Below are 25369 nucleotides of genomic sequence, written 5' to 3' on the forward strand. Positions count from 1 at the left end.
TAACGTGTGGCACCACCTCTCCTCAGACTGGCTGAACTGGGCCGATCAGCTCGCCCCCGCAGCACAGAAGATCAACCGGCATTTGATCGCGGCACTTGATCTGCCGGTTTTGGCGCGCGCCGCCGACGGGCGGGGATTGGCCGTGCTTGATCTGGCGTCCGGGGTTGGGGAACCGGCATTCGGGATTGCGCGGATACTGGCTGGTGAGGATGAGTTAGGCCTACACGGCCACGTGATCGCCTCCGACATTGTGCCGGGCATGTGTGCCGGGTTGGCGGAACGTGCCGAGGCGGAGGGGATTGGCAATCTGTCGGTGGTTGCCGCCGACATGGAAAAGCTGCCCTTTGGGGCGGGTACCATGGATGCGATTTCGTGCCGGTTTGGCGTGATGTTCTGCCATGATCCCGATGCCGCGCTTGTCGAGGCCAACCGGGTGTTGCGTACAGGCGGCCGGGCGGCTTTGATGCTGTGGGCACCGCTGGTCGATAATCCGTTATTTGCCGCCATGGATGGGGTTCTGGGCAATATGCTCGGCACCGGATTTGCCGATGCCGGGCTTGACTTGTTTGGTTTTGCCGATCCGGGATTGGCGACCCTGCGCATGGCGCGCGCCGGGTTTGGCGACATCACAATCACCACCCACAGCCCCGCCGGGCGCATCCTGGAACGTGCCGCATTCTGGAAGCCGCAGATGGAAATGCTGTTTGGGCCGCAATTGCGCGCCACCACGGATACGGAACGCGGGGCGATTGATGCCGCGATGTTCGAAGCGCTCCGTCCTTATGTGACGGACGGGCATTTTCAGGTTCCGATTTGTTTTCATGTACTTGTCGGGGTGAAGGGGTAAACCGCGCCTGAAACCAGCGTTTTTCCCTTGATTTCCGTGATCCTTCGTGTCAAACCGCGCGCCTTGGAAGGGATGTTTCCTTCCCCTGTCGTAGCACCAGGTTAAAAACACGAAAGACATGACATATGAAGACGATCGTCGTCTGCTCTGGCGGGCTGGATTCCGTCACGCTGGCCCATAAGGTTGCGGCCGAGCATAAACTGCACTCCCTGATTTCGTTTGATTATGGCCAGCGCCATAAAAAGGAACTTGATTACGCCGCGCGGGCCGCACGCGATCTTGGTGTCAAACATCACATTGTTGATCTAACGCCGGTTGGCGCACTCCTGACCGGGTCGTCATTGACATCCGATGATATCGATGTGCCCGACGGCCATTATGCCGAAGAAACCATGCGCATCACCGTGGTCCCCAACCGCAATGCCATCATGCTTGCCGTCGCATTCGGGGCTGCGGCATCGGCCGGGGCGGATGCAGTGGCGGCCGCCGTTCATGGCGGGGATCATTTCATCTATCCCGATTGCCGCCCCGATTTCATCAAATCGTTCCAGACCATGCAGAACCACGCCCTTGAAGGGGTGCGGGATGTGTCGCTTTATACGCCGTTCCTTCACGGGTCGAAGGCCGATATCGCCGCAGAGGCCGGGCGGCTTGGCGTTCCGATTGATCGCACATGGTCGTGCTACAAGGGTGGTGAAACCCATTGCGGGCGATGCGGTACCTGTGTCGAGCGGCGCGAGGCGCTTGAACTTGCCCGCGTGCCCGATCCGACGGTTTACGTCGATCGCGATTACTGGAAACAGGCAAGGGCTGCGCATATGGTGCGTAGCCTTGGGGCTTCCGGGAACTAAGTGGATACCCGACTGTGCGGGAGTCCATATCACCACACGCAACCGACCTAGCCAGACAAAACCAACCGGCCGCAAGCCCTCCGCCGCATCGCGGGCACGGGCGCGCCGTATCGAAAGCCATTATGATGTTTACCGTCACCAAACAATTCGCCTTTTCCGCCAGCCATCAACTGGCCGGGCTTGATGCCGATCACCCGTGCGCGCGCCTGCACGGGCATAATTACATTGTCGAGGTCGAGCTTCGCGGTATGGAGCTTGATGCGCGGGGGTTCGTGCGCGATTACCGTGAACTGGGCCCGCTCAAGAAAATGATTGATGACGAATTTGATCACCGCCACCTGAACGAGGTCCTTGGCCACGATCATGCCACCGCCGAACGGCTTGCCCTTTTCTTTTACGAATGGGCGCATGATCGCTGGCCCGAAGTCAGCGCGGTACGGGTTTCCGAAACCCCGAAAACATGGGCGGAATACCGACCATGAGCGGGACGGAACTTGCGCCAGAGCTTGAACCAGAGCTTGTGACGGATAAAATCCGCATATCGGAAATTTTTGGGCCTACCGTGCAGGGCGAAGGGGCGCTGATCGGCATGCCGACGGTGTTTGTCCGCACCGGGGGATGCGATTTTCGCTGTTCATGGTGCGATACGCTTTATGCCGTCGATCCGGCCTTTCGTGCCGACTGGAAACCCCATACGGCGGCCGAGGTCATGGCCCGCGTCCGCACCCTTTCGGGTGGCAAGCCGATCCTTGTGACCCTTTCGGGTGGCAACCCGGCGATCCAGCCGATGGGCGGGTTGATTGCGCTTGGCAAACGCGATGGCTTTACCTTTGCCATCGAGACACAGGGCAGCATCGCACGTGACTGGTTTGCCCATCTTGATTACCTGACGCTAAGTCCCAAACCGCCAAGCAGCAGCACCGATTTTGCCCCCGATGCCCTCGCCGCCTGCATCACCGCGGCGCACGCCAATGGTGTGCTTGACGGCCCGGTTATCACGCTTAAATTCCCGGTCCGCGATGATGCCGATCTGATGTTTGCCGACCATGTCCGCAAACTGCACCCCGATATCCCGGTCTGCCTGCAACCGGTCAACACCACACCTGTCGAGCCACATCCGGACGGGGCAAATGGCGTTGATATTGCGGGATTGACGGAACGCTATCGCTGGCTGGTGGATCAGGTATCAGAACGCGGCTGGTTTAACATTCGTGTCCTGCCGCAATGGCACGTCCATGTCTGGGGCAACCTGCGCGGGATGTGATTTGCGGCTGTCGCTTTGTGCGATAGGGCGGGCACATTGCTCTCCTAAGGATGCGAACCCGCCTGATCGCTAACTGAATGACTGCCGCATTTTTTCTTATTTCGTCCCCCATATCCTGCCAAACAGAACCAGATCATTTGCGAAATTGCGGGGCACTCACCATATTTAAGAGAGAAAGCCGGTTTGACTTCTCGCGCAGGGCGCACACAAAGGCCGGCAATCATGCTGTTTTGGGGCGAGCAGGAGCGGATTAAATCCGCTCGTTACACGGTCGCGTGAAACTGCCGGAAGCTTGGCCCTTGGTCCATTCCGGAAGCCCGAAGGAGCCATGATCATGACGATCACCCGCACCACGCATCGCAGTGTTACCTTCTATCACCCGTTTCGTCTGGCCGGGCATGACCGGCTGTTTCCGCCCGGCATTTACGAGGTCGAAACCACCGAGGAACTTGATGCGATGGCCGCTACCCGGACCTATAAAAAGATCGAATGCCGCATGCCGGTTCTGGTCGAAGGCAGCCGCGACATGGAGGAAGAAATCCTGATTGTCGATCCCGCCGCCCTTGATGCGGCACTGGTTCTTGATGCCGATCCGCTGCGCGAGGAAGAACGCGAAGCCCTTCTTGGCAGGCCGGGCACCCTCGCCAAACCACCGATTGCCAATGGTGGCGCCAGCCAGCATTAGGGTAAATACACCAACGGCGTGATCCAGCCCTGTTCCTGCATGACTTTTACCCCCTCCAGCAGCGGCCCGGCGATCAGAAACCAGCAGCCATCGCGAATGGTGCGCAGGAAAACGGGCGGCTGACAGATCAGCGGGCTTTCATCGCGCCATCGGAACATCGCCGGGCGAAACCGTGGCACCGCAATCAGGTAACGGTAATATCGCGGGCCGAAGTTCTGCTTTAACACCGCCTCCTCACGCAGGGTCACCTCGCGCAGGACAATCCAGCAGACAATGGCAAACAGTCCGGCAATCACAATGCTGCCGCTTTGCGCCCCTGCGCCGAATGCACCGATGATCGAAAACAGATAAAGCGGATTGCGGCACAGGGAATAGGGACCGGTCATCACAAGTTTGGTCTTTTTACGCCCGCCGATATAAAGCGCGCACCAGCCACGCCCAACGATGCAGATCATGATGGCGATAATCCCGGTCGCCTCGATCACATCATGGATGTTTGTCGTGCGTTGCCAGCTTGCCTGTGCGAGCATCACCCAAAAAAGCATCATCAGACCGCCGATCCGCAACGTGCGCTTGCGGATACGCTGCACATTCCGAAGACCATCATCATGGCGCTCAGCGGCGTTTATGACGTTGCCGTCTCGAACGACCGTGTTTCGGTCATTATTTTCGCCGGGTTTGCTACTGGCATTATGGCTCGGCTTGAAATGGTTTTTCGGTTGGATCATGTCGGCAGGTTCCTGTTTTGAAATCCTGCCAACCCTGCCCTATTGCGCTGCGTCCGACGTCCGGCCCTGCCCATCCGACCCATCCGGTGTCACTCCGGACGCTTGCGATTCTGCGACGGCCTGCGCGTTCGCCCGCACCGCACTTGGCGTATCCCCAGTCAGCTTTTTGAACGCCAGATTAAAGGTCGATTTCGAATTGAAACCGACACTTAGCGCCACATCCAGGATGGTGCGGTCCGGCTCGGCAATCAGCACCGCACGGGCTTCCTCAATCCTCGCCCCATTGACATAATCAAAGAAATTCTGCCCGATATGATGGTTCAAAACATAGGATAACTGATTGGGTGAAACCCCGATGGCACGGGCAAGCTTCGGAAGCGAAACCAGCGGGTCCAGCAGCAGCTCTCCGCGCTTGCGAATCTCATCAAGCCGCCTTCGCGCCAATGCCACGCCGTCATCGTCAAGCAACGGCCGTGTGATCGGTTCCACCTCGGAGCCCGGCAGAGAAGGCGCAACAGGAACCGCCGCAGAAACAGCATTGCTTTCCGAGCCGTGTACTGGTTCGGTCAGGTCCTCTTCATCCACCTCGCCCTCGCCCGGCCAATCGGGCATGACAAACAAAACCGGCTGGGTCGCGATCTCATAGCTAAGCGCAAACAGCAGTAGCAAAAATGCCACCCCGGTTCCCGACATCGCCAGGTCTTCAACAAAGAAAAATGCGGCAATCTTACCGATCAGGGCCGTCAGGAAGATCAGGCTGACACCGCCGAGAATGACCGCCATCCAGCGGCGCATCGCGTTGCGATCCGCTCCGAGCTGTTCCTGTGCCTGACGGAAATACCGATGCGCCACCTTCCAGATCAGCAAAACATAAGTTCCCGCCTGCGCGAAAATCGCAAACCAGCAGAAACTGCTGATGGCGGCAGGAACAGTAAAACTATGTTGAAAATTATCCGAGATGGGCATGCCATTGGTGATCGACCATGCCATGAGGTTCAGAACCACGCCTGCCAACACAAAATGTACCCAAGGCTGACGTGACGGGACGCCAGAAACTTCGCGGAAGTAAAGATAAACAGCAGGGGCAATCAGGAAATTGGCCGGAATGAATATCATTTCGACAACCTGATAGCCTTGCTGCGAAAAGAAAACCTCTGCGACATCTTCGAACAGGTTGAACGCCACAGCGGCAAGGAAAAGCATCATCCAGCGATTGGCGCGGAACGCGCGCGCGCCCTCGGAACGCAACAGCAGGCAAAGGAATGCTGCCTGCGCGATGCCAGCTACAGCCACAATCAGATCAAGATAGTCATATATGTCGTTCATGAACCTGTCTTATCCGTGCTTTTCAGTTTTCGGATTTGCGCATGCCTGCCTAGACCGCGCGCCAAATTTATCGCTTCAATGTCTGGTCAATATGTCGGGCCAAGCGAAATCGGCACCCGGGTTTGATCATCAGACTGTTGTTCGGGTGGTGGGTCAGTCGTGTCTGACACATGGCGCGCAGAATCCCGAACCGCACTTGGCGTCTCTCCGGTTAACGTCTTAAAGGCCAGATTGAAGGTCGATTTCGAATTGAAACCCACACTAAGCGCCACATCAAGAATGGTTCGGTCCGGCTCGGCGATCAGTACCGCGCGAGCTTCTTCGACCCTTGCACTATTGACGTAGTTGAAGAACTTCTGCCCAATATGATGGTTTAATACATATGATAGCTGATTGGGTGAAACGCCTACCGCACGAGCAAGCTTTGGCATAGATATCAGGGGATCAAACAGCAGGTCTCCACGTTTGCGAATATCATCAAGCCGTCGGCATATGATTGCTGCCCCGTCCTCATCAAGCAAAGGGCGCGGAAAGCTCGGAATATCCGGCTGCGAAACTTCCCCATATCCGGAGTTGATCGGACCGGCAGCAGGAGGATCTTCCGCATCTACTGAATCGGGGATATCAATCACCTCGCCCTCACCGGGCCAGTCAGCCATGACAAACAACACCGGCTGCGTCGCGATCACGTAAGTCATGGCAAACAGCACCATCACAAATGCAAGCCCCGCACCCGACATGGCAAGGTCTTGGGGTAAATAACGGGATGCAATCCAGCTTAGTAAAACTGTTACGAAAATCAGACTTACACCACCCAGAATGACGATGATCCAACGGCGCATTGCATTGCGATCAGCACCAAGCTGTTCCTGAGTCTGGTGAAAATAGCGCTGGGATACATTCCACAGCAGCACAATATAAAAGGCCGACTGCGCAAAAAACGTGAACCAACAAACCCGCCTGATCACAAATGACAGCATAACATCGCGGGAAGGTGCGTTCGGCCCATCAGTTTCAAAACTGAGAAGCCAGGCAATAACGTTAAAGATCACACCAACCAAAACGAAATGTATCCACGGCCGTGCAGATGGTGTGCCGGAAATCTCCCGGAAATAAAGATATATCGCGGGCACTATCACAAAATTGGCCGGAAAGAAGAACAGCACAATCATTTCTTCCGCCTCGGCAGGAAGCATGCGCTTGGTGACATCGTTAAACAGATTGAGCATTACGGCGCCAAGGAAAAGCATCATCCAGCGATTGGCAGCAAACGCACGCACACCTTCGGCGCGCAATAGAAAACAAAGGAATAAACCCTGCACCAATCCAACCGCTGCGATCGTAATGTCCGCGTATCTGGCGAATTCCGCCATCATATCAAGCTACCCGCAATTATTCGCCATTCGATTTTAAGCCGACACACATGCCTGCACTATCGTTTCAATATGCACAAACAAACACAATCGGCGTCCGACAATGCACAGCCGGACGCCCGAACAGGCGAAATCAGACAGTTTGCTTCTTGGACCAGCATGGCTGCGCCAAACGGATGATGAAACATTCGTCAGTTTTGTAACAAACCACCTGCACCGATCGTCATGAAACTAAAACGCGTATTAAATTGACTATATCAATTCGATATACTAAGAATCGATATATATCGAACTGATATAGTCATTCAAGCATTTTCCCCCGCCGGAATGGCAATCGGATCGAGATGCATAACAGGATGGATACCAAACAGAATATGGATGTGCGCACTTTGTGCCTTGGCGCCCTGATGGGTGGTGAAGCAACCGGATACGAGATTCGCAAAATGTTTGAAGATGGTACTTTCAGCCATTTTCAGATCGCGTCTCTTGGTTCGATCTATCCGGCCCTGACCAAGCTGACGCAGGACGGCATGGTAACCTTTGTCGAACGCGAACAGGAAAATCGTCCCGACAAAAAGGTTTACCAGCTGACCAGTGAAGGCAGGCGAACGTTTCTGCGCACATTGTTGCAAACACGCCCAGGCGAAGATCGTTACCGGTCCGATATTCTGTTCATGCTGACCTTTGCCGAGGAACTGCCGATCGAGCTGACCGAGGCATTGATCGATGAATTCGCCGCCCGCCACGAAATGATGAAATTCGATATCGATCCGGACAATCCGCAAAAGGATGAATGTCCGCTTGCCCATGGACGCGATGAAGACGGGCAGCCGACCCCAGGTTGCCGTTTCGTCGCCGGACTTGGGCAGGCAATGTGCGAGGCGACACTGAAATTCATCCGCGAAAACAAATCAGGTTTGATCGAGGAATTGCGAACCCGCAAAGACAGGAAAGCCTGATCCGCTGATACCAAAACAACAGGACCACCAAGAATAACAAGAACCGCAAGGTTCAGCACAAAGCGCCACTTTATTCAGTGCCACACGCATTCCGTTTGGGCATATCTGAGGGAATAGAACCATGAATGCTTCACGCCTTATCGCCATCGTACTTGCCATCGGGGCGGTACTTTGGGTTGGGTCCGGATTACTGGGCGGGGACGATTCCGCCGAAACAGGCCAGACGTCCGCGGTCGAAAACGCAGACAGCGCGCAAGTCGTGGAAAATGGCGATGCGCCTGATTCTACCACATCACCTTCCGCCGGGCATGCCCCACATGCTGCGGTCCGCGTAAGAACCAGCGAAGCTGTCGAGCATGTGGATGTCCTACGCATTTCCGGACGCACCGAAGCCGTGGTCTCCGTTGAAATTCGTGCCCAGATAGATGCCATGGTCGAAGAAATCGGCGCAATCAAGGGCCAGCGTGTAAAAAAGGGTGATCTTCTGGTCAAGCTGGCGGTTGAAGACCGTGCCGCGCGCGTCGAAAAGGCGCGTGCCCTTGTCGCCCAGCGCGAACTTGAAAACAGTGCCGCCAAAAGCCTTGCCGAAAAGAATTACCGTTCGAAAACCGGTGTCGCAGAAACCAAGGCCCTGCTGGAAGAAGCGCGGGCGGACCTGAAACTGGCACAGATCGAACTGAACCATACCGAAATTCGGGCTCCGTTTGATGGCGTAGTCGAAGACCGCCCGGCTGAGATCGGTGATCTTCTGTCCGTTAGCGATCCCGTCGCGACCCTGATCCAGGCCGACCCGATGCTGGTGGTTGCCCACGTCCCTGAACATTCAATCGGCAGCGTGCAGACCGGCCAGTTGGCACATATCACCCTGTTTGACGGACGCGAGGCCGATGGTGTCGTTCGGTATGTTTCACAGGCATCGGACAATTCGACACGCACCTACCGGGTTGAAGTTGAAATCGACAATGCTGATCTGAGCATCCCCGATGGCATGACATCCGAATTGCAAATTCCGATCGGCACCAAGATGGCACACCGCGTTGCCCCGTCGGTTCTGACTCTGAATGACGAAGGACAGGTCGGTGTCCGTGGCATTGTCGATGGCAACAAGGTTGCATTCTACCCGATCGAACTTCAGGGCGGAAATCGTGATGGCATCTGGATTGGTGGTCTTCCGGAAAAGATCGACCTGATTGTGGTCGGCCATGACTGGGTCAAGGAAGGCGCAACGGTCGAAGTCAGCCGGATTGAAGTTGGCGATGCCCCTGAAAACTTACAAAACATGGCCGCCGCCCCAAAGGAAACGGTCGCGCGTTAAGCGTGGCATTGAGGAACCGGAGACAGAAACATGTCCCTCATTGATATTGCGCTTGACCGTTCGCGCACCGTTATCCTGACCCTGATCCTGCTTCTGGCAGCTGGTTGGGTGGGTTACAACGCGATCCCCAAGGAAGCCGACCCGGATGTGCAGATCCCGGTCCTTTATGTGTCGATGCATCATGACGGCATTTCGCCCGAAGATGCCGAACGGCTTTTGCTGCGCCCGATGGAACAGGAACTCCGCACCATCGAAGGCGTGAAGGAAATGACGTCACAGTCCTATCAGGACGGTGCATCGGTTACGCTTGAATTCTATTCCGATGTCGATATCGACGAAGCGCTGGCTGATGTCCGCGAACGCGTAGACATTGCCAAATCGGAACTGCCTGATGAAACCGACGATCCCGAAGTCCACGAGGTCAACCTGTCGCTGTTCCCGGTTCTGGTTGTCACCCTTGCCGGTGATGTGCCGGAACGTACCCTGCTGCGTCTGGCACGCGATCTGAAAGACAATATCGAAGGCATTCCCGCGGTTCTCGAAGCCAATCTTGCAGGTGACCGTGAAGAACTGGTCGAATTTGTCATTGATCCGATGAAGGTGGAAAGCTATCGGCTGAACGGGGTTGATATCGTATCGCTGGTACGCAACTCGAACGCGCTGGTGGCTGCAGGTGCCATTGATACCGGATCGGGTCGCTTTAACATCAAGGTTCCGGGCCTATTTGAAACGGTCAATGACATCCTTGACATGCCGCTCGTCGTCGATGGGGATTCCGTGATCCGGTTCCGCGATATCGGTGAAGTCCGCCGAACCTTCAAGGATGCCGAAAGCTTTGCCCGTCTGAACGGCCAATCGGCCATCGCGATCGAGGTGTCGAAGCGCGTTGGCGAAAACATCATTGATGTAATCGATAACATCAAATCGGTTACAGCCGAAGCCGCCCAATCCTTCCCGCCCAATGTCACGGTCAGCTATTCGCAGGATAAATCATCAGACATCCGCACCATGCTGACCGACCTTCAGAACAGTGTGATCCTCGCGATCCTGCTGGTGATGGTGGTTGTTATCTGGTCGCTGGGCTGGCGGTCGGGACTTCTGGTCGGGCTTGCCATTCCGGGCTCGTTTCTGACAGCGATCCTTGTGCTTTGGGCACTGGGCATGACGGTCAATATCGTTGTCCTGTTCAGCCTGATCCTGGCGGTCGGGATGCTGGTGGATGGCGCGATCGTTGTCACCGAATATGCCGATCGCAAAATGCTGGACGGATTACCAAGGAAACAGGCCTATCCGCTGGCCGCCAAACGCATGGCGATGCCGATCATTGCATCGACGGCAACAACCCTTGCCGCTTTCCTGCCGCTGGCATTCTGGCCTGATATCGTCGGTGAATTCATGAAATTCCTGCCGATCACGGTTCTGTTTACGCTGTCCGCGTCGCTTGTAATGGCGCTGATCTTTGTGCCGACCGTCGGGGCATGGTTTGGCAAACCCGGTTCGGCATCAAGCGAGGCATTGGACGCGGTCGCCGCTGGCCGGATGGATCGTTTGCGCGATCTTAAGGGCGGCACGGGTTTCTATGTCCGCCTGCTTAAAAGCTCGTTGCGGTTTCATTGGCTGGTCGTGCCGATGGCGTTTGTGATCCTGATCGGGGTTTGGGCAGCGTTTGGTGTGTTTGGTCGCGGGGTGGAATTTTTCCCGGCGGTCGAGCCCGAAGTCGCCGCCGTGCAAGTCCGCGCACGCGGCAACATGTCCTATTACGAACAGGATGCGTTGTTAAAGGAAGTCGAAGACCGCATTCTGGGCCTTGATGCCAAGCATAAAGGCGAACACTGGTTTGATACCGTCTATGCCCGGTCGGGCCGCAGCGCAAGCAGCGGTGGCAACGACACACCCGAAGACGTAATTGGCGTCATCCAGCTTGAATATGCCGACTGGCAATCTCGCCCGAAGGCGACCGAGATCGAACATCGCATTCTTGAGGAAACCGCCGACCTGGCTGGGTTGCAGATTGAAATCCGTGCCGCAGAAGCAGGCCCGCCGCAGGGCAAGGATGTCCAGATCCAGTTACGGTCGCTTTATCCCGATGCGCTTGATGAAACCGCAACCAAAATCATGACCGGGTTGCAGGAGATGGGCGGTCTTTACAATTTCGAAGACGGCAAATCACCCCCAGGCATTGATTGGGAATACACGGTTGACCGTGCGCAGGCGCTAAAATTTGGTGCGGACATCAACCAGATCGGCAATGTGATCAAGCTGGTGACCAACGGCATCAACTTTTCGACCTATCGCCCGGATGATTCGACCGAGGAAATTGACATTGTCGGTCGCTATCCAGCCGAGCACAGATCCCTTGAAGAACTGCAAAGCCTTCAGATCGTGACCGACAAGGGACTGGTACCGCTGGCGAACTTCGTCAAACGTACAGCGAAACCCAAAACCGGTACGTTGTCACGCGTTGACAGCCGCCGCGCCCTGACTGTCAAAGCCGACGTTGCCGAAGGCATCCTGGTCGATACCAAGGTGCAGGAGGTCAAGGCATGGATGAAAAGCCTTGATATCGACCCGCGTGTTTCGGTCGAATTCAAGGGGCAGGACGAAGAACAGCAAAAGTCGGCGGACTTCCTGAAAAATGCCTTCTCTGTTGCGCTGTTCATCATGTTTGTCATTCTGGTAACCCAGTTCAACAGCATCTCAAGCTCGCTTCTGATCATGGTGGCCATCATCATGTCAACAGCGGGTGTGTTCCTTGGCCTGATGATCACCGGACAGGCGTTTTCCATCGTGATGAACGGGATCGGGGTTGTTGCACTAGCCGGGATCGTTGTGAACAACAATATCGTTCTGATCGATACGTTTGATCGGCTCAAACATAGTGCCGACAGTATCGAAACCGCGATCCTGCAAACCGGGGCACAACGTTTGCGACCTGTGATGTTGACCACTGTTACCACGATCCTTGGTCTGGTACCGATGGTGTTGCAAATCAATATCGACTTTGCGGAACGTTCCATGTCGATCGGCGCCCCGTCGACCCAGTGGTGGGTGCAGCTTTCGACATCCATCGCGTTTGGTCTGGCCTTTGCCACCGTGCTGACACTGGTCTTTACCCCCTGCGCGCTAATGATGCGCTACAAGGCGGGGATCGGCTGGCGGAAGTTAAAGGCACGGTTGGCCGATAAATTTGGCAAGGGCGGCACGCCACAATCGGCTGATCACGGGGCTTAAGCCCGACCAAACCAGAAACAACAGAAAAAACCGCGCGACATTCCCCCCGACCCCGCCGCGCGGTTTGACCGGCCCCAGGCTACGCACCGGGGGCCGGTCGCTTTTGGGGGACACACCAGAAAATCCAGAGCGTCAAGACATAGTTCGATGGAGCACTCATCGCATTTCAAGACCGCCCCAAGTGATAGGATAAATCCTTCGTTCGGATAGGACCCATTACATAATTTGATAATGAGTTGGGTACTATCCTGACGACAAAACGATAACGATCCTTGTAAACTCGGGAACTGAACATGGGATTGCGGATGAAGTTCCGGCTTGGATGTGGTGCAATTTCCGGCCTGACGGGGCTTTTAGCCCTGCCCTTTATGGCAGCAACGGCCAATGCCGATGTGCCAGGCACACTGATCTGGACAGTGCCGCCATTTGCGCCCGCCTTCATTTCCGAAGATGGTAAACTGACGGGATATGCCGCCGATACCCAGAACTGGTTTGTCGCCCGACTAGGGGACTACCAGCACAAAATTCAGGAAGTCCCCCTGGCGCGGCTTCTGGCGGAAATGCGTGATAGCAGCAACGCAGAAGACAGGCATAACAAAGCCCGATGCAGCACCACCCTGATCCCCAATGACGAACGCCGCAACTATATCAGTTTTGCCAAAACCATACTTCTGCATCTGCCGATTTCGGTCATCATTCGCGCCGAAGACGAGGAAAATTTCAAACCATTCCTGGATGAAAAAGGTCATATCCAGCTTGGACTGCTGATGGCAAATGGCGATATGGCGACAGCCCTTCGCATCGGGCGGTCCTATGGTGCGCTGATTGACAATTATGTTGAAAGATATCGCAATGCGCCGCAAATCATGCCTGTGGCCGACGACAGCAAACTTTTAAGGCTACTGGAACTCGGACGGATTGACTGGACATTCTATTTCCCGTCCGAAGCAGAATTTTACCGCCGTGATGTGACGCCAAACCAGCAGATCAAATCATTGCCGATCCGCGGCAATACCAATCTGCTTGAAGCCACGATCGGCTGTGCCAAAACACCGATCGGCCAACAGGCTATCGCGCGGATCAACCAAATTGTCGATGCCAATCCTGATATGCCGTGGACAAATTTCTATGCCGCCTGGCTTTCCCCCCAGGATCGTGAATGGTTCCTTGCTGCCCGCGCCCAATACATTGATCCCAAACAGTTCGAAGCATTGCTACTGCCACAGAAGTAGCTTCAGCGGCGCGTTTCTTTATAACGAAACGCTCATCCCCCTATCCTAAAGAGCCATCCACGACACGGATAGCCTCCTGAAAATCCCGGGACTTCCAAAAAACCATGAATCGCGCAAAATCGGCAATTGTTCCCAGTGTGCCATTATACTAGCGTAATTTTCTATTGTATGACTATTGAACTTCGCCAACAATCCACCACTTTTGGATAAGTATGAATTGAAGCATTGAACCGCGCATACCCGCGATCGGGCGTTTTTTTATGGCCAAACAACTTCTCAGTTCGATGATGCTTACCATGCTCTCGGCATTGCTGTTTTTGCCGCCATCAGGCGTGATGGCGCAACAAGTGCTGCCATCAGCCCCCGAAAGAAAATCCGATATTATCTGGGCGATTGATGCCACCATGCCCGGCTTCATAAAGATCGAAGACGGGTTGAACGGTTACGGCGCACAGATGCTGGACTGGTTTATCGCGCGCATGCCCGATTATCATCATCTGGTAAAAATCCTGCCACGGCGTAGTGCCTATGATGCCATGCGCATGACCGCCGAAGCTGATGATACGATCTGCATTCCCGGAACTCAGAATACTCCCGAACGAGCGAGTGAATTCATCCTCAGCAACACGGTTGCTCCGCTGCTACCGTTATCAGTTGTCGTGCCAAGCAGCGCGCTGACGTCGTTCAGGCCCTATATGTTCGGGGATGGCACGATTGACCTTGAAGCCCTGCTGGATGACACGTCGCGCTATACCGCGCTGGCAAAATCGCGCACTTACGGTCCCGATATTGATCGCATCCTTGCAGAGGCGATTGATTCCCCCAATGTTCTGCGCACCGACAATCAGTCAAGTTTTCCGCTGATGCTGGAAATGGGACGGATCGACTGGATGCTGGCCTTTCCGGCAGAAATAGAATCCCATCGCCGAGCGCAAGGCAAAGTTTCCGATATGGTTTCACTGCCGATCGGGGGTATGCCCCGGTTTCTTGACCTTGCCATTGCATGCAACCGGTCACCAACCGGGATTAACGCGATCGCCAAGGTCAATGATATCCTTGCGACCAATCCCGATATGCCGTGGCTTGACTATTATGTTGATTATCTCGGTTACGCCGACCGCGCCCGTTTCAGCGAAACATTGCGGGATTTCAAAACAGCCCGTGACATCCCGGCGGTACAATAAGGGCCATAAAACAAAACAGGCACCGCCAAAACGGTGCCTGCCTGAAAGTCTTGATCGGACGAGATCAGTTCTGATGAACCCGGTTCAATCCTTCGTCGGGATCGTCATCTGGTTCACCATCATCGTCTTCTTCCTCGGCCCGGACTTCTTCCTGCTGGTTTTCAACCCCCATCCGACGATATGACCGATAGGACAGCGGGAAGGTCGCGAAATAGATCGCGGCAATCACCGACAGCGTCAACCACGGCGACGATACCAGAAACGCCACAGATGCCCCGAATGCCAGCATCAGCGGCAGGACCCAGGCACGCGGTATTTTCACCTTTTTGAACGAATAGGTCGGCATGCGCGAAACCATCAGTCCGGCAATCAGAACACCATAAGGTGCGACGATATAGGGGCTGTCAAACACGCCCCGTCCGAACTGGAAGGTCAGAACAATCGGCCACATCGCAAGAGCTGCGGCGGCTGGGGCCGGAACGCCGGTGAAAAAGCGATAGGCCCATGTCGGCAATTCCGGTTCACCCAGCATCTGGGTATTAAACCGTGCCAGACGCAATGCCATGCACACCGCAAACAGAAGCGACAAGGCCCAGCCGACCGGTCCGAATTCATGCAGCGACCAAAAATACAGCATCATCGCTGGCGCAACGCCAAAGCAGACAAAGTCCGAAAGACTGTCAAGTTCTGCACCAAAACGGCTTGATGCGTTCAGCATCCGGGCCAGACGACCGTCAAGGCCATCAATGATCCCGGCGATCAGGATGGCGGCAACCGCGGCTTCCCATCGATCCTGCATCGCAAAACGGATCGAAGTCAGCCCCGCACACATCCCCATCAGGGTCGCGACATTCGGCGCCAGACGGCTGAGCGATAATGCCTTGAACCGACGGGGGCGATGATCTTGCCGGATGCCGCCTGCCATTAGCGAATCTCCCCGACGACCGCTTCAACCCCCTTGGCCGCAATATCGGCAAGGATGGTTTCACCCGCAATCGTGGTCTGGCCAACGATGACCTTGGGTTCGACACCTTCGGGCAGATAAACGTCAACCCGCGATCCGAAACGGATCAGGCCGAAACGTTCGCCCGCCTTAAGCTGCGAACCACGACCGACATCGCAAAGGATACGACGTGCTACCAGACCAGCGATCTGGACGACACCGAACTCACGACCTTCCCTGTCACGCACCAGAAGGATCTGGCGTTCGTTGTTTTCCGATGCCTTGTCGAGTTCGGCATTAACGAATTTGCCGGGGACATAGGCCTCGCCGACGACTTCACCATTGACCGGGCAACGGTTCACATGAACGTTGAACACATTCATGAAAATCGAAACGCGGGTACGCGGCGTTTTGTCGTCCAGTTCAAGTTCCTTGGGCAGTGGTGCCTTGGAAATCATGCAGACGCGGCCATCCGCCGGGGAAATGACAAGATTTTCGTCAACCGGGGTAATACGGTCAGGGTCGCGGAAGAAATAAGCACACCAGAGTGTCAGGATCACACCGATCCAGCCCAGCGGTTCGGCAATCAGAAACAGAACCACGGTGATCGCTGCAAAAATCGCAACGAATTTCCAGCCTTCGGGATTGATCGGCACAAGAACGGATTTCAAAGTCTTTATTCCCTGGTTGCCATGGGTATGGGCATAACAATGACGGTATCGATACTACCGGTTGGTCGCGTTCTTAGCATCTAGTGATGACAAAGGGCAACGCAACCCGAAAGGCCCTGAATAAAAAAAGGGGCAAAACACCATTATCATGTGTTTTGCCCCTCGCAAAGAACAGCAATTACTGCTGGGCGGTTCCATTTTCCGGAAGCGCAAAAATCTGGCCCGGATAAATCAGGTCGGGATCACGGATCTGTTTGCGGTTCTGGTTGTAAATCACCCAGTATTGCAGACCATCACCGTAGGTCCGGCGCGCGATACGCCACAGGCTGTTGCCCGGTTGAACGACATAACGTGTCCCCGGCTCAAGAATCTGATCCGGGCGGGCACGTTCAAACGGCAGTTCAACACGTGCGGTCACCTTGTTGGACGCATCAAGCTGATCGGCGCGCAACTGATACTGGCCCGGCTCAATCGGTTCGCCAATTGTCAGGGCCCAGTTGCCGTCATCCCCGGTCGAGGCACTGCCGACAAATTTGTTGTCAAGGTAAACGCGAATGCTGGTGTCGTCATCGGCCTTGCCAGACATGGCAACCCGGCCCTGTTCGTCATAATCGACAACATCAATCGACAGGCGCGGCATCGCTGCTGCCGGAACTTCCGACCCTTCCGGCATCGCCTGGGCCAGTTCGCGCGCGGTTTCTTCGCTCATATCTTCGGGGGCCGGGCCCTGCATGACGCTCGCGGCACCACCTTTCTTGGGGACGCGCATGGCGATGATCGGCTGTTCTGCCTTGTCATCGTCTTTTGCCGCGTCACCGGACTGTTCGGCCGTTGCGGCTTCGCCTGATGCCGATTTTTCAGGGATCAGAACCACGACATTGTCATCGCCCTTGTAGACTTCGCCAGTGCTGTCTTCGGATTCAAGCGACAATTCCCGGTCACCACTTGCCAGCGGCTTATCGGGCAAAACCACCCATTCCCCGCGTTCATCAGCGGTCGCTTGCCCGATGACTTCATCACCCTCGCGGATTCGTACGGTGCTGTTGGGGGCGGCGCGACCGGCAATCACGGCATTGCCATCCGGTCCAATGCGCACAACGTCAAAGCTCGGCGTGCGAACTTCGGGTGCGGCTTCGATTTGTTCCGGCGCGACCTGCGGCGTATTTCCGGCATCCGGTGTCACGGCGGGCGGTGCTGTTGTTCTTGCCGGTGTATCGGCTTCATCTGCCGACTGTGTCAGCATATAGTTCAACGAGATCGCAGCGACAATCAGCAGCACGCCAATGATGACGAGGATATAAGGTCTTTTCACCGGTAATATCCTTGAACGGTGGTTATGATTATTACGGGCGGCGTCGAAACCTTGTAACTATCAGTCATTAAGTCCCCCAAACGCCCCGCCCGACGCGTTAATTAGAACCTTGTACTACTTTCAGCACACAGTTTCCATAACGTAACAAACCGAGATTACAGTGCAACAGTTAGGCAAAGATGAATAAAATCAGCGCTTTTGGTCAAGCCTTGTGCCGAATTCCTTACGGAATGGCCTGCATTGTCGCCCCGATATAGGCCACAAGAGCCGACACAAGCACTGGTAGCGCCAGAACCGATACCCGCACCAGCATCGCCAGAACCGCACCGCCCGCCCCGGCATTAGCGCCCATATCGGCCGGCAAATGGGCGGCAATCCGCGCCGCCCCCGACCCGGCAAACACCACCAGAACCAGAACTGCCATGGCAAACGTCGCCCCCGGCGCCGCCAGCATCACGCCCGATGCACCTGCCATCAGGGCGGTACTGATCGCCAACCACAATGCGGCACGATATTGCGGGGCGGCCTTTTCGGAAATCAGCGCCACCAAAAGGGCCACCGAAAGACCGGCCTGAAACACCACATGATCGTGCAGACCAAACTGGGCTGCGATAATCCCCTGCCCGATGGCAAGCGCGACAAAGGTCGCAACCGGGGCCGGTTTCGCCGCATCCTCGTCGCTTGTAACAACAGATTTTGTCGATGTTTTGGCGGATTTTGCCGATTTGCCGTTCTTTTTGCTCCTGCCCTTGGTCACAGCCGGGTCTTCGTCTTCGTCAAAATTGGGACGCGTCACCCACAGAAAGGACGCACCGATCAGGATATAGGCGATCCACACCAGCGTCACCAAGCCGCCCGGATGATACAAAAGCCCGGTAACCGGGGCCACCAGAACCAGCCAGCCACCAAGTAGCATCAACAAAATTGCGACAATCGCGCAAGCGCGCGCACGCAAATGTGCGAAATCAAGGATAGCGCCGCAAACGCCGCCCAGCACCAGCATCAGAAGTGCTGCCCCCACACCGCCCCGGGCGGTTGCAGGCAAACCGATGGCCGCCGGGACGGCAACCACCACCGCCGGAATAACCGCAGCCAGCACCATGCGCCGCGCAAGGGCCCGGTCAAGGCCCAGCCAAAGGGCAAGCATCAAGACCGTGGCAATAACGCCGGACACCAGAATGGCGAGCCAAAAGGGACTGTCGACAAACACGTTGGGCGATCCTGCCTTCTTGTTGTTTCATTTCAACCTGCGCGAACATGGCCTGCGCGCAGATGCAAATAGCCATCCCACAATCAGGTTCAGAACCTGTTAACCATCGGCGAAAAAATCACCTCGGCTTATCGCGCCCGATCATGGCGATTGCCAAGGCAAAAATGCGGCAAGGATCACATGATATCGATAACCCGATGTCATGGGAACTTCGCAAAGGAAACTATTGACCGGGTGACCGCGCAATAGGCTATGCTCGGCAGATAGACGGGCCACGTCGCCAGACGACAAACGCACCATCCACATGGCGCGATGTTCAGGCGAGAGTTACCTGCGAGATAACAACAAAGAGGCAGGTTGCCATGACAAGAGTTAAATCGATCTGTGTTTTTTGCGGCGCTTCGAACGGCAAAAACCCCCAGCACATGGAAAACGCGATTGCGTTTGGCAAAATGATGGCCGAACGCGGCATAACACTGGTGTATGGTGGGGGCCGTATCGGATTGATGGGCGCAGTTGCCGATGCGGTCATGAAAAATGGCGGCAAGGTCGTCGGCATCATCCCGGCCCATCTGGATGACATCGAAGTCGGCCATAAGGGGCTTAGCGAACTGATCGTCTGCAAATCCATGTATGAACGCAAGGTCGAAATGTTCAAACGTTCGGATGCGTTCGTCACCCTTGCCGGTGGCCTTGGCAGCCTTGACGAAGCATTCGAGGCGCTAACCCTTCGCCAGCTTGGCATCCATGACAAGCCGCTGGTGTTCATGAACGCCCTTGGATATTGGGACAAATGCCTTGATATGATTGATGGCATTATCGAAGACGGCTTTGCTCGTGAAAGCAATCGCAACCTGTTTACAGTTGCCGACACGCTAGATGAAGTATTCGAACAGCTTGAAGCCGAACCGGCACCGAAATTTGACCCCCGCGAAAAGCTTCTTTAAGCCTGCCTTTTCCGATCAGAGCATCCAATCCGCAAGACGTTAATTCTTGCGGATTTTTCTTTGTCAAATTACAATTAACATACTGATATTAAATTTATTTTAGCTTCTTGACATACATCATCGTGATTGCATTTGCTGGCTGTTTTACTTCCCGAACTACCATCATTTGGGAGAGAGCAAATGAAATCGTATCGTGGTCTAGTCGGCAGCCTTGTTTCCGTTGCTGCCATGCTGGGGGTCGCCGGGAACGTCCTTGCAGCAGAACCGCCATCAACGGTCGATTTACGCAAAGCGGCCCTTGAACATTTCGAAGTCATTCCGTCAATGGTACCCGCCGTCAAAGGCAACGCGGTGACACGCGAAAAGGTCGAATTGGGTAAGATGCTGTTCTTTGATCCGCGTCTGTCGGCCAGTGCACTGATTTCGTGCAATACATGCCACAATCTGGGCATGGGAGGGGATGACAACCTTGAAACATCCATCGGTCATGGCTGGCAGAAAGGCCCGCGAAACGCGCCGACCGTTTTAAATGCCGTCTTTAACGAAGCACAGTTCTGGGACGGCCGTGCGGAAGACCTAAAAGCACAGGCCAAGGGGCCGGTTCAGGCGGGGGTCGAAATGGCCAGCACCCCCGAACGTGTTGTCGAAGTGCTGAAAAGCATGGGCGATTATGTACAGAAATTCGCCCACGCCTTCCCGGGCGAAGCAGATCCGGTAACGTTTGATAACATGGCCAGAGCAATCGAGGCGTTTGAAGCAACCCTGATCACCCCGGCATCACGGTTTGACCAGTTCCTGGAAGGTAACGATGCCATCCTGACCAAGACCGAAATGGCCGGGCTTGAACTGTTTATCGATACCGGTTGCGCATCCTGCCATAACGGGGTGAATGTCGGCGGCACCGGCTATTACCCGTTTGGTGTAGTCGAACAACCCGGCGCGGATATACTGCCCCCCGATGACAAGGGCCGCTTTGCCGTAACCCAGACGGCAACGGATGACTATGTGTTCCGCGCGGGGCCGCTGCGCAATATCGAACTGACCGCCCCCTATTTCCACTCCGGCAAGGTCTGGGACCTGGAGCAGGCGGTTGCAATCATGGGATCAAGCCAGCTTGGCGCTGAACTTGACAACAGCCAGATCAAGGCGATTACCGCCTTCCTCATGACCCTGACCGGGGAAGCACCGCGGGTGGAATATCCGATCCTCCCGGTCAGCAGCAAAACCACACCCAAACCGGCCGCAATGGTCGCAAACTGATCCCACAGGGGTGTGGAAAAGCAGAAAGTACGCGCAAAGGAGCGAACCCCGACACGCCCTTTGCGAACCTGCCGCCCGACACAACCCGGGCGGCATTTCTTTTGCCTATTTCAGTTCCATTCCCTCGCCGCCAGAGGCCCGCGCACCCGATAACTGCATCACCCGGCGTTTATACATATCGGCAACCCAATTGGTCGCCTGCTTGATACCTTCGGCCGCCCGCAGATCGCGATGAACAATCAGCCAGATATCAGAATCCAGCGTCTCGATCGGCCGCGAAACCCGGACCAGTGCCGGGTCGCTGTCGCCCAGAAAGCACGGCAAAATTCCCGCCCCGATCCCGGTGCGCAATGCATTTTGCAGCATCGCGGTATTGCCCGCGCGAAATAACGGTTTATTGCCGTCAATATGGGCCAGCAACCAGCGTTGGCTTTCATAAAGGTCGAATTCTTCCGAAAAACAGATCCACGGCGCATTGGCAAATACCCGATCCGGTCCCATACCCCGCATATCGTACGCCAATCTTTCGGTCGCATAGACCGCACATGAAATCGTGCCAAGCCGCTTGGTGATGAAATCCCCGGTCAGGGGCAAACCATGCCGAACGGCAAAGTCCGCCTCGCGCTTGGTCAGCAATTGCGTATCATCGGATTGCCGGATTTCAAGGTAAAGCCCATCGGGTTTGCTATCAATCTGACCTGCCAGAAACAGGGCCGACCACGCACTGGCGGTCAGGCGGACCTGCCGGTCGCGAATGCCCGATATCGCATCACCCTGCCGATGGAAGGCAAAGGCGGCTTCTTCCATCGCCTCGGCGCGCGGGCGTAAATCGCGCCCGGCTTCGGTCATGCGCAATCCTTCGGGTAGGCGATCAAACAGCACCACACCGACGACATCTTCAAGGGCGGACAAATGCCGCCCCAATGTCGGCTGGCTGACGCAAAGCTCTTGCGAGGCCGCCCTGAGGCTGCCGGTGCGCGCAAGTGCAAGAAACACGCGTATATGATCCCAGTCCGGTTTTTTGGTTGTCATCGGGGGCCTCGGTTGGTGGTGGGGCGCGATACAGGATTGAATAACGGATCATCAAAAAATCCCGTTGTTATTCATTATTGGATCACCACCAATCCCGCAAGCCATGGTTGCGCGGGTACAGACATAGAGCCACAAGTATTTGCAAGGTATGATTATTCGGGATCGCCGGACTGAGGCAGATGTTCAAAAATGCTGCCCGGTCCGGTCCATTTGCCATCGGGCTCGGTTGGCCAGCGCTGATCGACGTCAGCGGCAAGATCGGCCAGCGTGACCGACGCAAACCGTTCAAGCAAAAGTTTCTCGGCGGCGTCAAACGAACAGCCAAGGGCGGCATTTACCGCCTGTTCAACCAGACATTCGGGATGTTCGACCGCAACTCCCATGGCAAAGATCGACGGATTGCCAAGCGCGTTATGGATATCAAGAAACGTGATTTCCGAAAGCGGACGAATAATCACCCATCCGCCGCCATGTCCCTTTTCGGATCGCACATAACCGGCATCGCGCAACCCTGCCATCGTGCGCCGAACCACAACCGGATTGGTATCAAGCATCCGGGCAATCATGTCGGACGTCATCGCCCCGCCAAACCGATCCATATGGATCAGGACGTGCAACATGCGGGAAAGGCGACTGTCACGGCGCATTGATGGTTTCCTTGGTCTGGCAATATCAAGACCAGACTATCGGGCTTTGGCGCGCATTCGCAACACCAAAAGTTTCAAGACCCTTGACACAGCAAAATCACGATACTTATAAAGTTACATGATTTATTTTCAGTTACCGCACGGAGCCCCGATATGTCCGATACATCCGCAACCTCATCATCTGGCCATCCAGTTTCGATGCCGGACCCGCAAAAACTTTATGACGCGATCATCATCGGCGCCGGTTTTGCCGGTTTATCCGCTGCCATGCAGTTGGCCCGCGCCCGCAAAGAGATTTGCATCATTGATGCCGGATTGCCGCGCAACCGTTTTGCCACGGCATCGCATGGCTTTTTCGGGCTGGATGGCAAAAGCCCGGACGAAATTACCCGTCTGGCGATGGGGCAAATTCGCGCCTATCCCACCGTCAGCATTGCGCATGGCATGGCAAAAACCGCGACCCGACTGGAACCGGATACCGCCGGAACCGGGGACGAAGACAGCAACCGTTTCAAGGTATCGCTGGAAGATGGCCGCCGCTTTCAGGCCCGCCGCCTGATCCTTGCTACCGGCGTGGTTGACGCCCTGCCCGACATTCCCGGTCTGATGCAACGTTGGGGCAAAACCGTGCTGCATTGTCCTTATTGCCATGGTTACGAAGTTCGTGACCGGGAACTTGGCGTGCTGGCAACCGGCCCGATGTCCACCCATCAGGCAATGATGATCCCGGACTGGGGCCCGACGACCTTCTTCACCCAAGGGAAATACGAACCGGAACCTGAAATCCGCACACAGATGGATACGCGCGGCATCACGATTGAACAAAGCCCGATAGTCGAACTGATCGGCACCGCCCCCGAGCTTTACGCCGTTAAACTGGCCGACGGGCGCACCAAGCCCATTCAGGCCCTGTTTGCCGGGCCAACTGTTTCAATGACCAATCCACTTGCGGAAATGCTGGGCTGCAGGTTCGAAGAAGGCCTTGCCGGACCGTTCATCAAGGTCGACGCATCACAGGAAACCAGCATCCCCGGCGTCTTTGCCGCGGGCGATGCCGCCACTGCGCGCCATAATGCCACACTGGCCTCGGCCGCGGGCGTTCTGGCCGGGGTTGGGGTGCATCAGTCGTTGATTTTTAGCTGACCATACGGCCTGGTGTCACGGGTTAACAGCCGCCGCCTGTGGAAGTCCGCATGGCTGGCGGCAGCCTGCCCCGCGATACAAATATGAATAGCACCCCTTAAATATCGGGCATGGCTATTCATTCCTGAATCCAAGAGACTGTCATTGTTCATAACTTTTAAAGTTTTTTCATATGCCGGTTCTGATCCTGCTTGTCAGCACGACTGTCGTCTGGGCAATGCTTCTGGTGTGCAACCGAATCGCATTGACGGCGTTTGATGTCGATGTCTATGCCATGACGTGCTGGCAACTCGTCTTTGGCGGGCTGGCGCTGGTGTTGCTTGCCCCGGGTCGGACCATTCCGTGGCGACAATTCACGTTGCGGATCAACTGGGCCTATGGAATTTTGCGTGTCCTGACCGGGGTCAGCTGGACCGCGGCACTGGTTTATATCAGCGCGCCTGAAAGCGGAATCTTATCGCAAACCGGCATGCCGATGGCAGCCCTTGCCGCAGCCTTTATCCTTGGCCGCGCACCGGGCAAATCGGAATGGTTCGGCCATGCAATCCTGCTTACCGGGGCTGGCTTCCTTGCCTGGCATCTGCCCGACGGCTTTGCCAATCCGGCGGTGTGGCTGATGCTGGCATCCGAGGTTACGGCGATTTCATCATCGGTTCTGGCGGAAAAACACCCTGACAACCAGATCAAAGATGCGTGGTCCCATCTGCGGTTTACCGGGATTTTGTTGCTGATTACCGCATCGGTATTTTTGATCTTCCCACCGCTGATCGGCTTTATCAGCCCGGTTCCGATCCCCTATACCTCGCTTGACGGCTTCTTCGGGATCGAAACCATATTGGCCGGTCTGATCCTTGGCACGCTATTGCGCGGCCCTGCCATGGTCCTGACATTGCGGTCGATCAAGACAGCCGGGATGGAGAAATACATCCTTGCGACCAGTATCCTGCCTTTCATCCTTCTGAGCCTTGAAATGCTGGCCGCGCGATTTGACCTGACGCCAGCCCCGACCCATGACAGCGTTTTCTGGATTTCAGCCCTTCTGGTGATGCTGGGCATTGTTCAGATCACCTATTCGAAACGTCGCCATTCCAGACGCCTGAAGGCGCTTGGTGCAGTCACCCCGGCCTCGGCAGCTCCCACTGCCCCGGCCTGAGAACAAAAAGAACAATACCCCCCCCTTGCGCCACCAATGCAGGGTCGCCCAGAGGT

General features: G+C 55.7%; 22 protein-coding genes and 1 pseudogene. 14 read left to right on the forward strand and 9 right to left on the reverse strand.

Going from position 1 to position 25369, the window contains the following annotated elements; translation table 11 throughout:
* The first annotated feature begins 4 nt into the window (after positions 1-4).
* The 5 genes from TH468_RS01570 (at position 5) to TH468_RS01590 (ending at position 3647) form a co-directional block, all read left to right on the forward strand.
* The gene (locus TH468_RS01570) at positions 5-847 is read left to right on the forward strand and encodes a class I SAM-dependent methyltransferase (RefSeq protein WP_246832183.1); all 843 of its coding nucleotides are present in this window, start codon (positions 5-7) and stop codon (positions 845-847) included.
* Positions 848-972: 125 nt separating this feature from the next.
* The gene (gene queC, locus TH468_RS01575) at positions 973-1698 is read left to right on the forward strand and encodes a 7-cyano-7-deazaguanine synthase QueC (protein WP_085641926.1); all 726 of its coding nucleotides are present in this window, start codon (positions 973-975) and stop codon (positions 1696-1698) included.
* Between the two features lie 122 nt (positions 1699-1820).
* Complete coding sequence (gene queD, locus TH468_RS01580) at positions 1821-2180, forward strand: 6-carboxytetrahydropterin synthase QueD (RefSeq protein WP_246832184.1); 360 nt, start codon at positions 1821-1823, stop codon at positions 2178-2180.
* Entirely contained in the window at positions 2177-2962 is a 786-nt protein-coding gene (gene queE, locus TH468_RS01585) for a 7-carboxy-7-deazaguanine synthase QueE (protein ID WP_085641927.1), read from the forward strand. Before queD ends, queE begins: the two co-directional genes overlap by 4 nt.
* 334 nt (positions 2963-3296) lie before the next feature.
* Entirely contained in the window at positions 3297-3647 is a 351-nt protein-coding gene (locus tag TH468_RS01590; RefSeq protein WP_062961059.1) for a hypothetical protein, read from the forward strand.
* Here TH468_RS01590 and TH468_RS01595 read toward each other — a convergent pair.
* The 3 genes from TH468_RS01595 to TH468_RS01605 all read right to left on the reverse strand — a co-directional run bounded on the left by TH468_RS01595 (position 3644) and on the right by TH468_RS01605 (position 7023).
* Positions 3644-4375 carry an isoprenylcysteine carboxylmethyltransferase family protein gene (locus TH468_RS01595; RefSeq protein ID WP_085641928.1) on the reverse strand — a complete coding sequence of 244 codons (732 nt, stop codon included), beginning with the start codon at positions 4373-4375 and terminating at the stop codon, positions 3644-3646. The two genes, TH468_RS01590 and TH468_RS01595, sit on opposite strands and share 4 nt — an antisense overlap.
* Before the next feature lie 39 nt (positions 4376-4414).
* Positions 4415-5701: an AraC family transcriptional regulator gene (locus TH468_RS01600; RefSeq protein ID WP_085641929.1), complete on the reverse strand. Its 1287-nt coding sequence runs from the start codon at positions 5699-5701 to the stop codon at positions 4415-4417.
* 86 nt (positions 5702-5787) lie between these two features.
* Entirely contained in the window at positions 5788-7023 is a 1236-nt protein-coding gene (locus tag TH468_RS01605) for a helix-turn-helix domain-containing protein (RefSeq protein ID WP_246832185.1), read from the reverse strand.
* 407 nt (positions 7024-7430) lie between these two features.
* Between TH468_RS01605 and TH468_RS01610 the strand changes: the two genes are divergently transcribed.
* The 5 genes from TH468_RS01610 (at position 7431) to TH468_RS01630 (ending at position 14995) form a co-directional block, all read left to right on the forward strand.
* A complete protein-coding gene (locus tag TH468_RS01610; RefSeq protein ID WP_085641930.1) occupies positions 7431-8033 on the forward strand; it encodes a PadR family transcriptional regulator in 603 nt (200 codons plus the stop codon).
* Positions 8034-8154: 121 nt separating this feature from the next.
* Complete coding sequence (locus TH468_RS01615) at positions 8155-9348, forward strand: efflux RND transporter periplasmic adaptor subunit (RefSeq protein ID WP_085641931.1); 1194 nt, start codon at positions 8155-8157, stop codon at positions 9346-9348.
* 30 nt (positions 9349-9378) lie between these two features.
* Positions 9379-12579, forward strand: a complete 3201-nt coding sequence (locus TH468_RS01620; RefSeq protein ID WP_085641932.1) for an efflux RND transporter permease subunit — start codon at positions 9379-9381, stop codon at positions 12577-12579.
* Positions 12580-12872: 293 nt separating this feature from the next.
* Positions 12873-13811: a transporter substrate-binding domain-containing protein gene (locus tag TH468_RS01625; protein ID WP_085641933.1), complete on the forward strand. Its 939-nt coding sequence runs from the start codon at positions 12873-12875 to the stop codon at positions 13809-13811.
* Between the two features lie 260 nt (positions 13812-14071).
* Positions 14072-14995, forward strand: coding sequence for a hypothetical protein (locus tag TH468_RS01630; protein ID WP_085641934.1), 924 nt, complete (start codon positions 14072-14074; stop codon positions 14993-14995).
* Positions 14996-15059: 64 nt separating this feature from the next.
* On the opposite strand, the gene pssA is transcribed toward TH468_RS01630, so the two are convergent.
* From pssA to TH468_RS01650, 4 genes and pseudogenes are all read right to left on the reverse strand, one after another.
* Entirely contained in the window at positions 15060-15920 is an 861-nt protein-coding gene (gene pssA, locus TH468_RS01635; RefSeq protein WP_085641935.1) for a CDP-diacylglycerol--serine O-phosphatidyltransferase, read from the reverse strand.
* Positions 15920-16624: pseudogene (locus TH468_RS01640) on the reverse strand (phosphatidylserine decarboxylase); the annotation flags it as partial. The pseudogene TH468_RS01640 and the gene pssA, both read right to left, overlap by 1 nt.
* Positions 16625-16787: 163 nt before the next feature.
* On the reverse strand, positions 16788-17921 hold the full coding sequence (locus tag TH468_RS01645) for an Ig-like domain-containing protein (RefSeq protein WP_085641937.1): 1134 nt from the start codon (positions 17919-17921) through the stop codon (positions 16788-16790).
* 223 nt (positions 17922-18144) lie between these two features.
* Positions 18145-19131: a hypothetical protein gene (locus tag TH468_RS01650; protein WP_085641938.1), complete on the reverse strand. Its 987-nt coding sequence runs from the start codon at positions 19129-19131 to the stop codon at positions 18145-18147.
* A gap of 362 nt (positions 19132-19493) precedes the next feature.
* Here TH468_RS01650 and TH468_RS01660 point away from each other — a divergent pair, with 362 nt between their 5' ends.
* Both TH468_RS01660 and TH468_RS01665 read left to right on the forward strand, forming a co-directional pair.
* Positions 19494-20078 carry a TIGR00730 family Rossman fold protein gene (locus TH468_RS01660; RefSeq protein ID WP_085641940.1) on the forward strand — a complete coding sequence of 195 codons (585 nt, stop codon included), beginning with the start codon at positions 19494-19496 and terminating at the stop codon, positions 20076-20078.
* A 180-nt stretch (positions 20079-20258) separates the two neighbouring features.
* Positions 20259-21338: a cytochrome-c peroxidase gene (locus TH468_RS01665; protein WP_085641941.1), complete on the forward strand. Its 1080-nt coding sequence runs from the start codon at positions 20259-20261 to the stop codon at positions 21336-21338.
* Between the two features lie 105 nt (positions 21339-21443).
* Here TH468_RS01665 and TH468_RS01670 read toward each other — a convergent pair whose 3' ends face one another.
* Both TH468_RS01670 and TH468_RS01675 read right to left on the reverse strand, forming a co-directional pair.
* Entirely contained in the window at positions 21444-22370 is a 927-nt protein-coding gene (locus TH468_RS01670) for a LysR family transcriptional regulator (protein ID WP_085641942.1), read from the reverse strand.
* Positions 22371-22522: 152 nt separating this feature from the next.
* Positions 22523-23017 carry an Rrf2 family transcriptional regulator gene (locus TH468_RS01675; protein WP_085641943.1) on the reverse strand — a complete coding sequence of 165 codons (495 nt, stop codon included), beginning with the start codon at positions 23015-23017 and terminating at the stop codon, positions 22523-22525.
* Positions 23018-23170: 153 nt separating this feature from the next.
* Here TH468_RS01675 and TH468_RS01680 point away from each other — a divergent pair, with 153 nt between their 5' ends.
* Both TH468_RS01680 and TH468_RS01685 read left to right on the forward strand, forming a co-directional pair.
* Positions 23171-24160, forward strand: coding sequence for an NAD(P)/FAD-dependent oxidoreductase (locus tag TH468_RS01680; RefSeq protein WP_085641944.1), 990 nt, complete (start codon positions 23171-23173; stop codon positions 24158-24160).
* A gap of 172 nt (positions 24161-24332) precedes the next feature.
* The gene (locus TH468_RS01685; protein ID WP_085641945.1) at positions 24333-25313 is read left to right on the forward strand and encodes an EamA family transporter; all 981 of its coding nucleotides are present in this window, start codon (positions 24333-24335) and stop codon (positions 25311-25313) included.
* Positions 25314-25369 lie beyond the last annotated feature (56 nt).

This window comes from Thalassospira sp. MCCC 1A03138, assembly GCF_002115785.1.
Taxonomy (GTDB): Bacteria; Pseudomonadota; Alphaproteobacteria; order Rhodospirillales; family Thalassospiraceae; genus Thalassospira.

Coding starts and splice junctions, on each gene's coding strand:
- queC (WP_085641926.1), top strand. CDS start 973: ATGAAGACGATCGTCGTCTGCTCTGGCGGGCTGGATTCCGTCACGCTG.
- queD (WP_246832184.1), top strand. CDS start 1,821: ATGATGTTTACCGTCACCAAACAATTCGCCTTTTCCGCCAGCCATCAA.
- queE (WP_085641927.1), top strand. CDS start 2,177: ATGAGCGGGACGGAACTTGCGCCAGAGCTTGAACCAGAGCTTGTGACG.
- TH468_RS01590 (WP_062961059.1), top strand. CDS start 3,297: ATGACGATCACCCGCACCACGCATCGCAGTGTTACCTTCTATCACCCG.
- TH468_RS01595 (WP_085641928.1), bottom strand. CDS start 4,375: ATGATCCAACCGAAAAACCATTTCAAGCCGAGCCATAATGCCAGTAGC.
- TH468_RS01600 (WP_085641929.1), bottom strand. CDS start 5,701: ATGAACGACATATATGACTATCTTGATCTGATTGTGGCTGTAGCTGGC.
- TH468_RS01610 (WP_085641930.1), top strand. CDS start 7,431: ATGGATACCAAACAGAATATGGATGTGCGCACTTTGTGCCTTGGCGCC.
- TH468_RS01615 (WP_085641931.1), top strand. CDS start 8,155: ATGAATGCTTCACGCCTTATCGCCATCGTACTTGCCATCGGGGCGGTA.
- TH468_RS01620 (WP_085641932.1), top strand. CDS start 9,379: ATGTCCCTCATTGATATTGCGCTTGACCGTTCGCGCACCGTTATCCTG.
- TH468_RS01625 (WP_085641933.1), top strand. CDS start 12,873: ATGGGATTGCGGATGAAGTTCCGGCTTGGATGTGGTGCAATTTCCGGC.
- TH468_RS01630 (WP_085641934.1), top strand. CDS start 14,072: ATGGCCAAACAACTTCTCAGTTCGATGATGCTTACCATGCTCTCGGCA.
- pssA (WP_085641935.1), bottom strand. CDS start 15,920: ATGGCAGGCGGCATCCGGCAAGATCATCGCCCCCGTCGGTTCAAGGCA.
- TH468_RS01660 (WP_085641940.1), top strand. CDS start 19,494: ATGACAAGAGTTAAATCGATCTGTGTTTTTTGCGGCGCTTCGAACGGC.
- TH468_RS01665 (WP_085641941.1), top strand. CDS start 20,259: ATGAAATCGTATCGTGGTCTAGTCGGCAGCCTTGTTTCCGTTGCTGCC.
- TH468_RS01670 (WP_085641942.1), bottom strand. CDS start 22,370: ATGACAACCAAAAAACCGGACTGGGATCATATACGCGTGTTTCTTGCA.
- TH468_RS01675 (WP_085641943.1), bottom strand. CDS start 23,017: ATGCGCCGTGACAGTCGCCTTTCCCGCATGTTGCACGTCCTGATCCAT.
- TH468_RS01680 (WP_085641944.1), top strand. CDS start 23,171: ATGTCCGATACATCCGCAACCTCATCATCTGGCCATCCAGTTTCGATG.
- TH468_RS01685 (WP_085641945.1), top strand. CDS start 24,333: ATGCCGGTTCTGATCCTGCTTGTCAGCACGACTGTCGTCTGGGCAATG.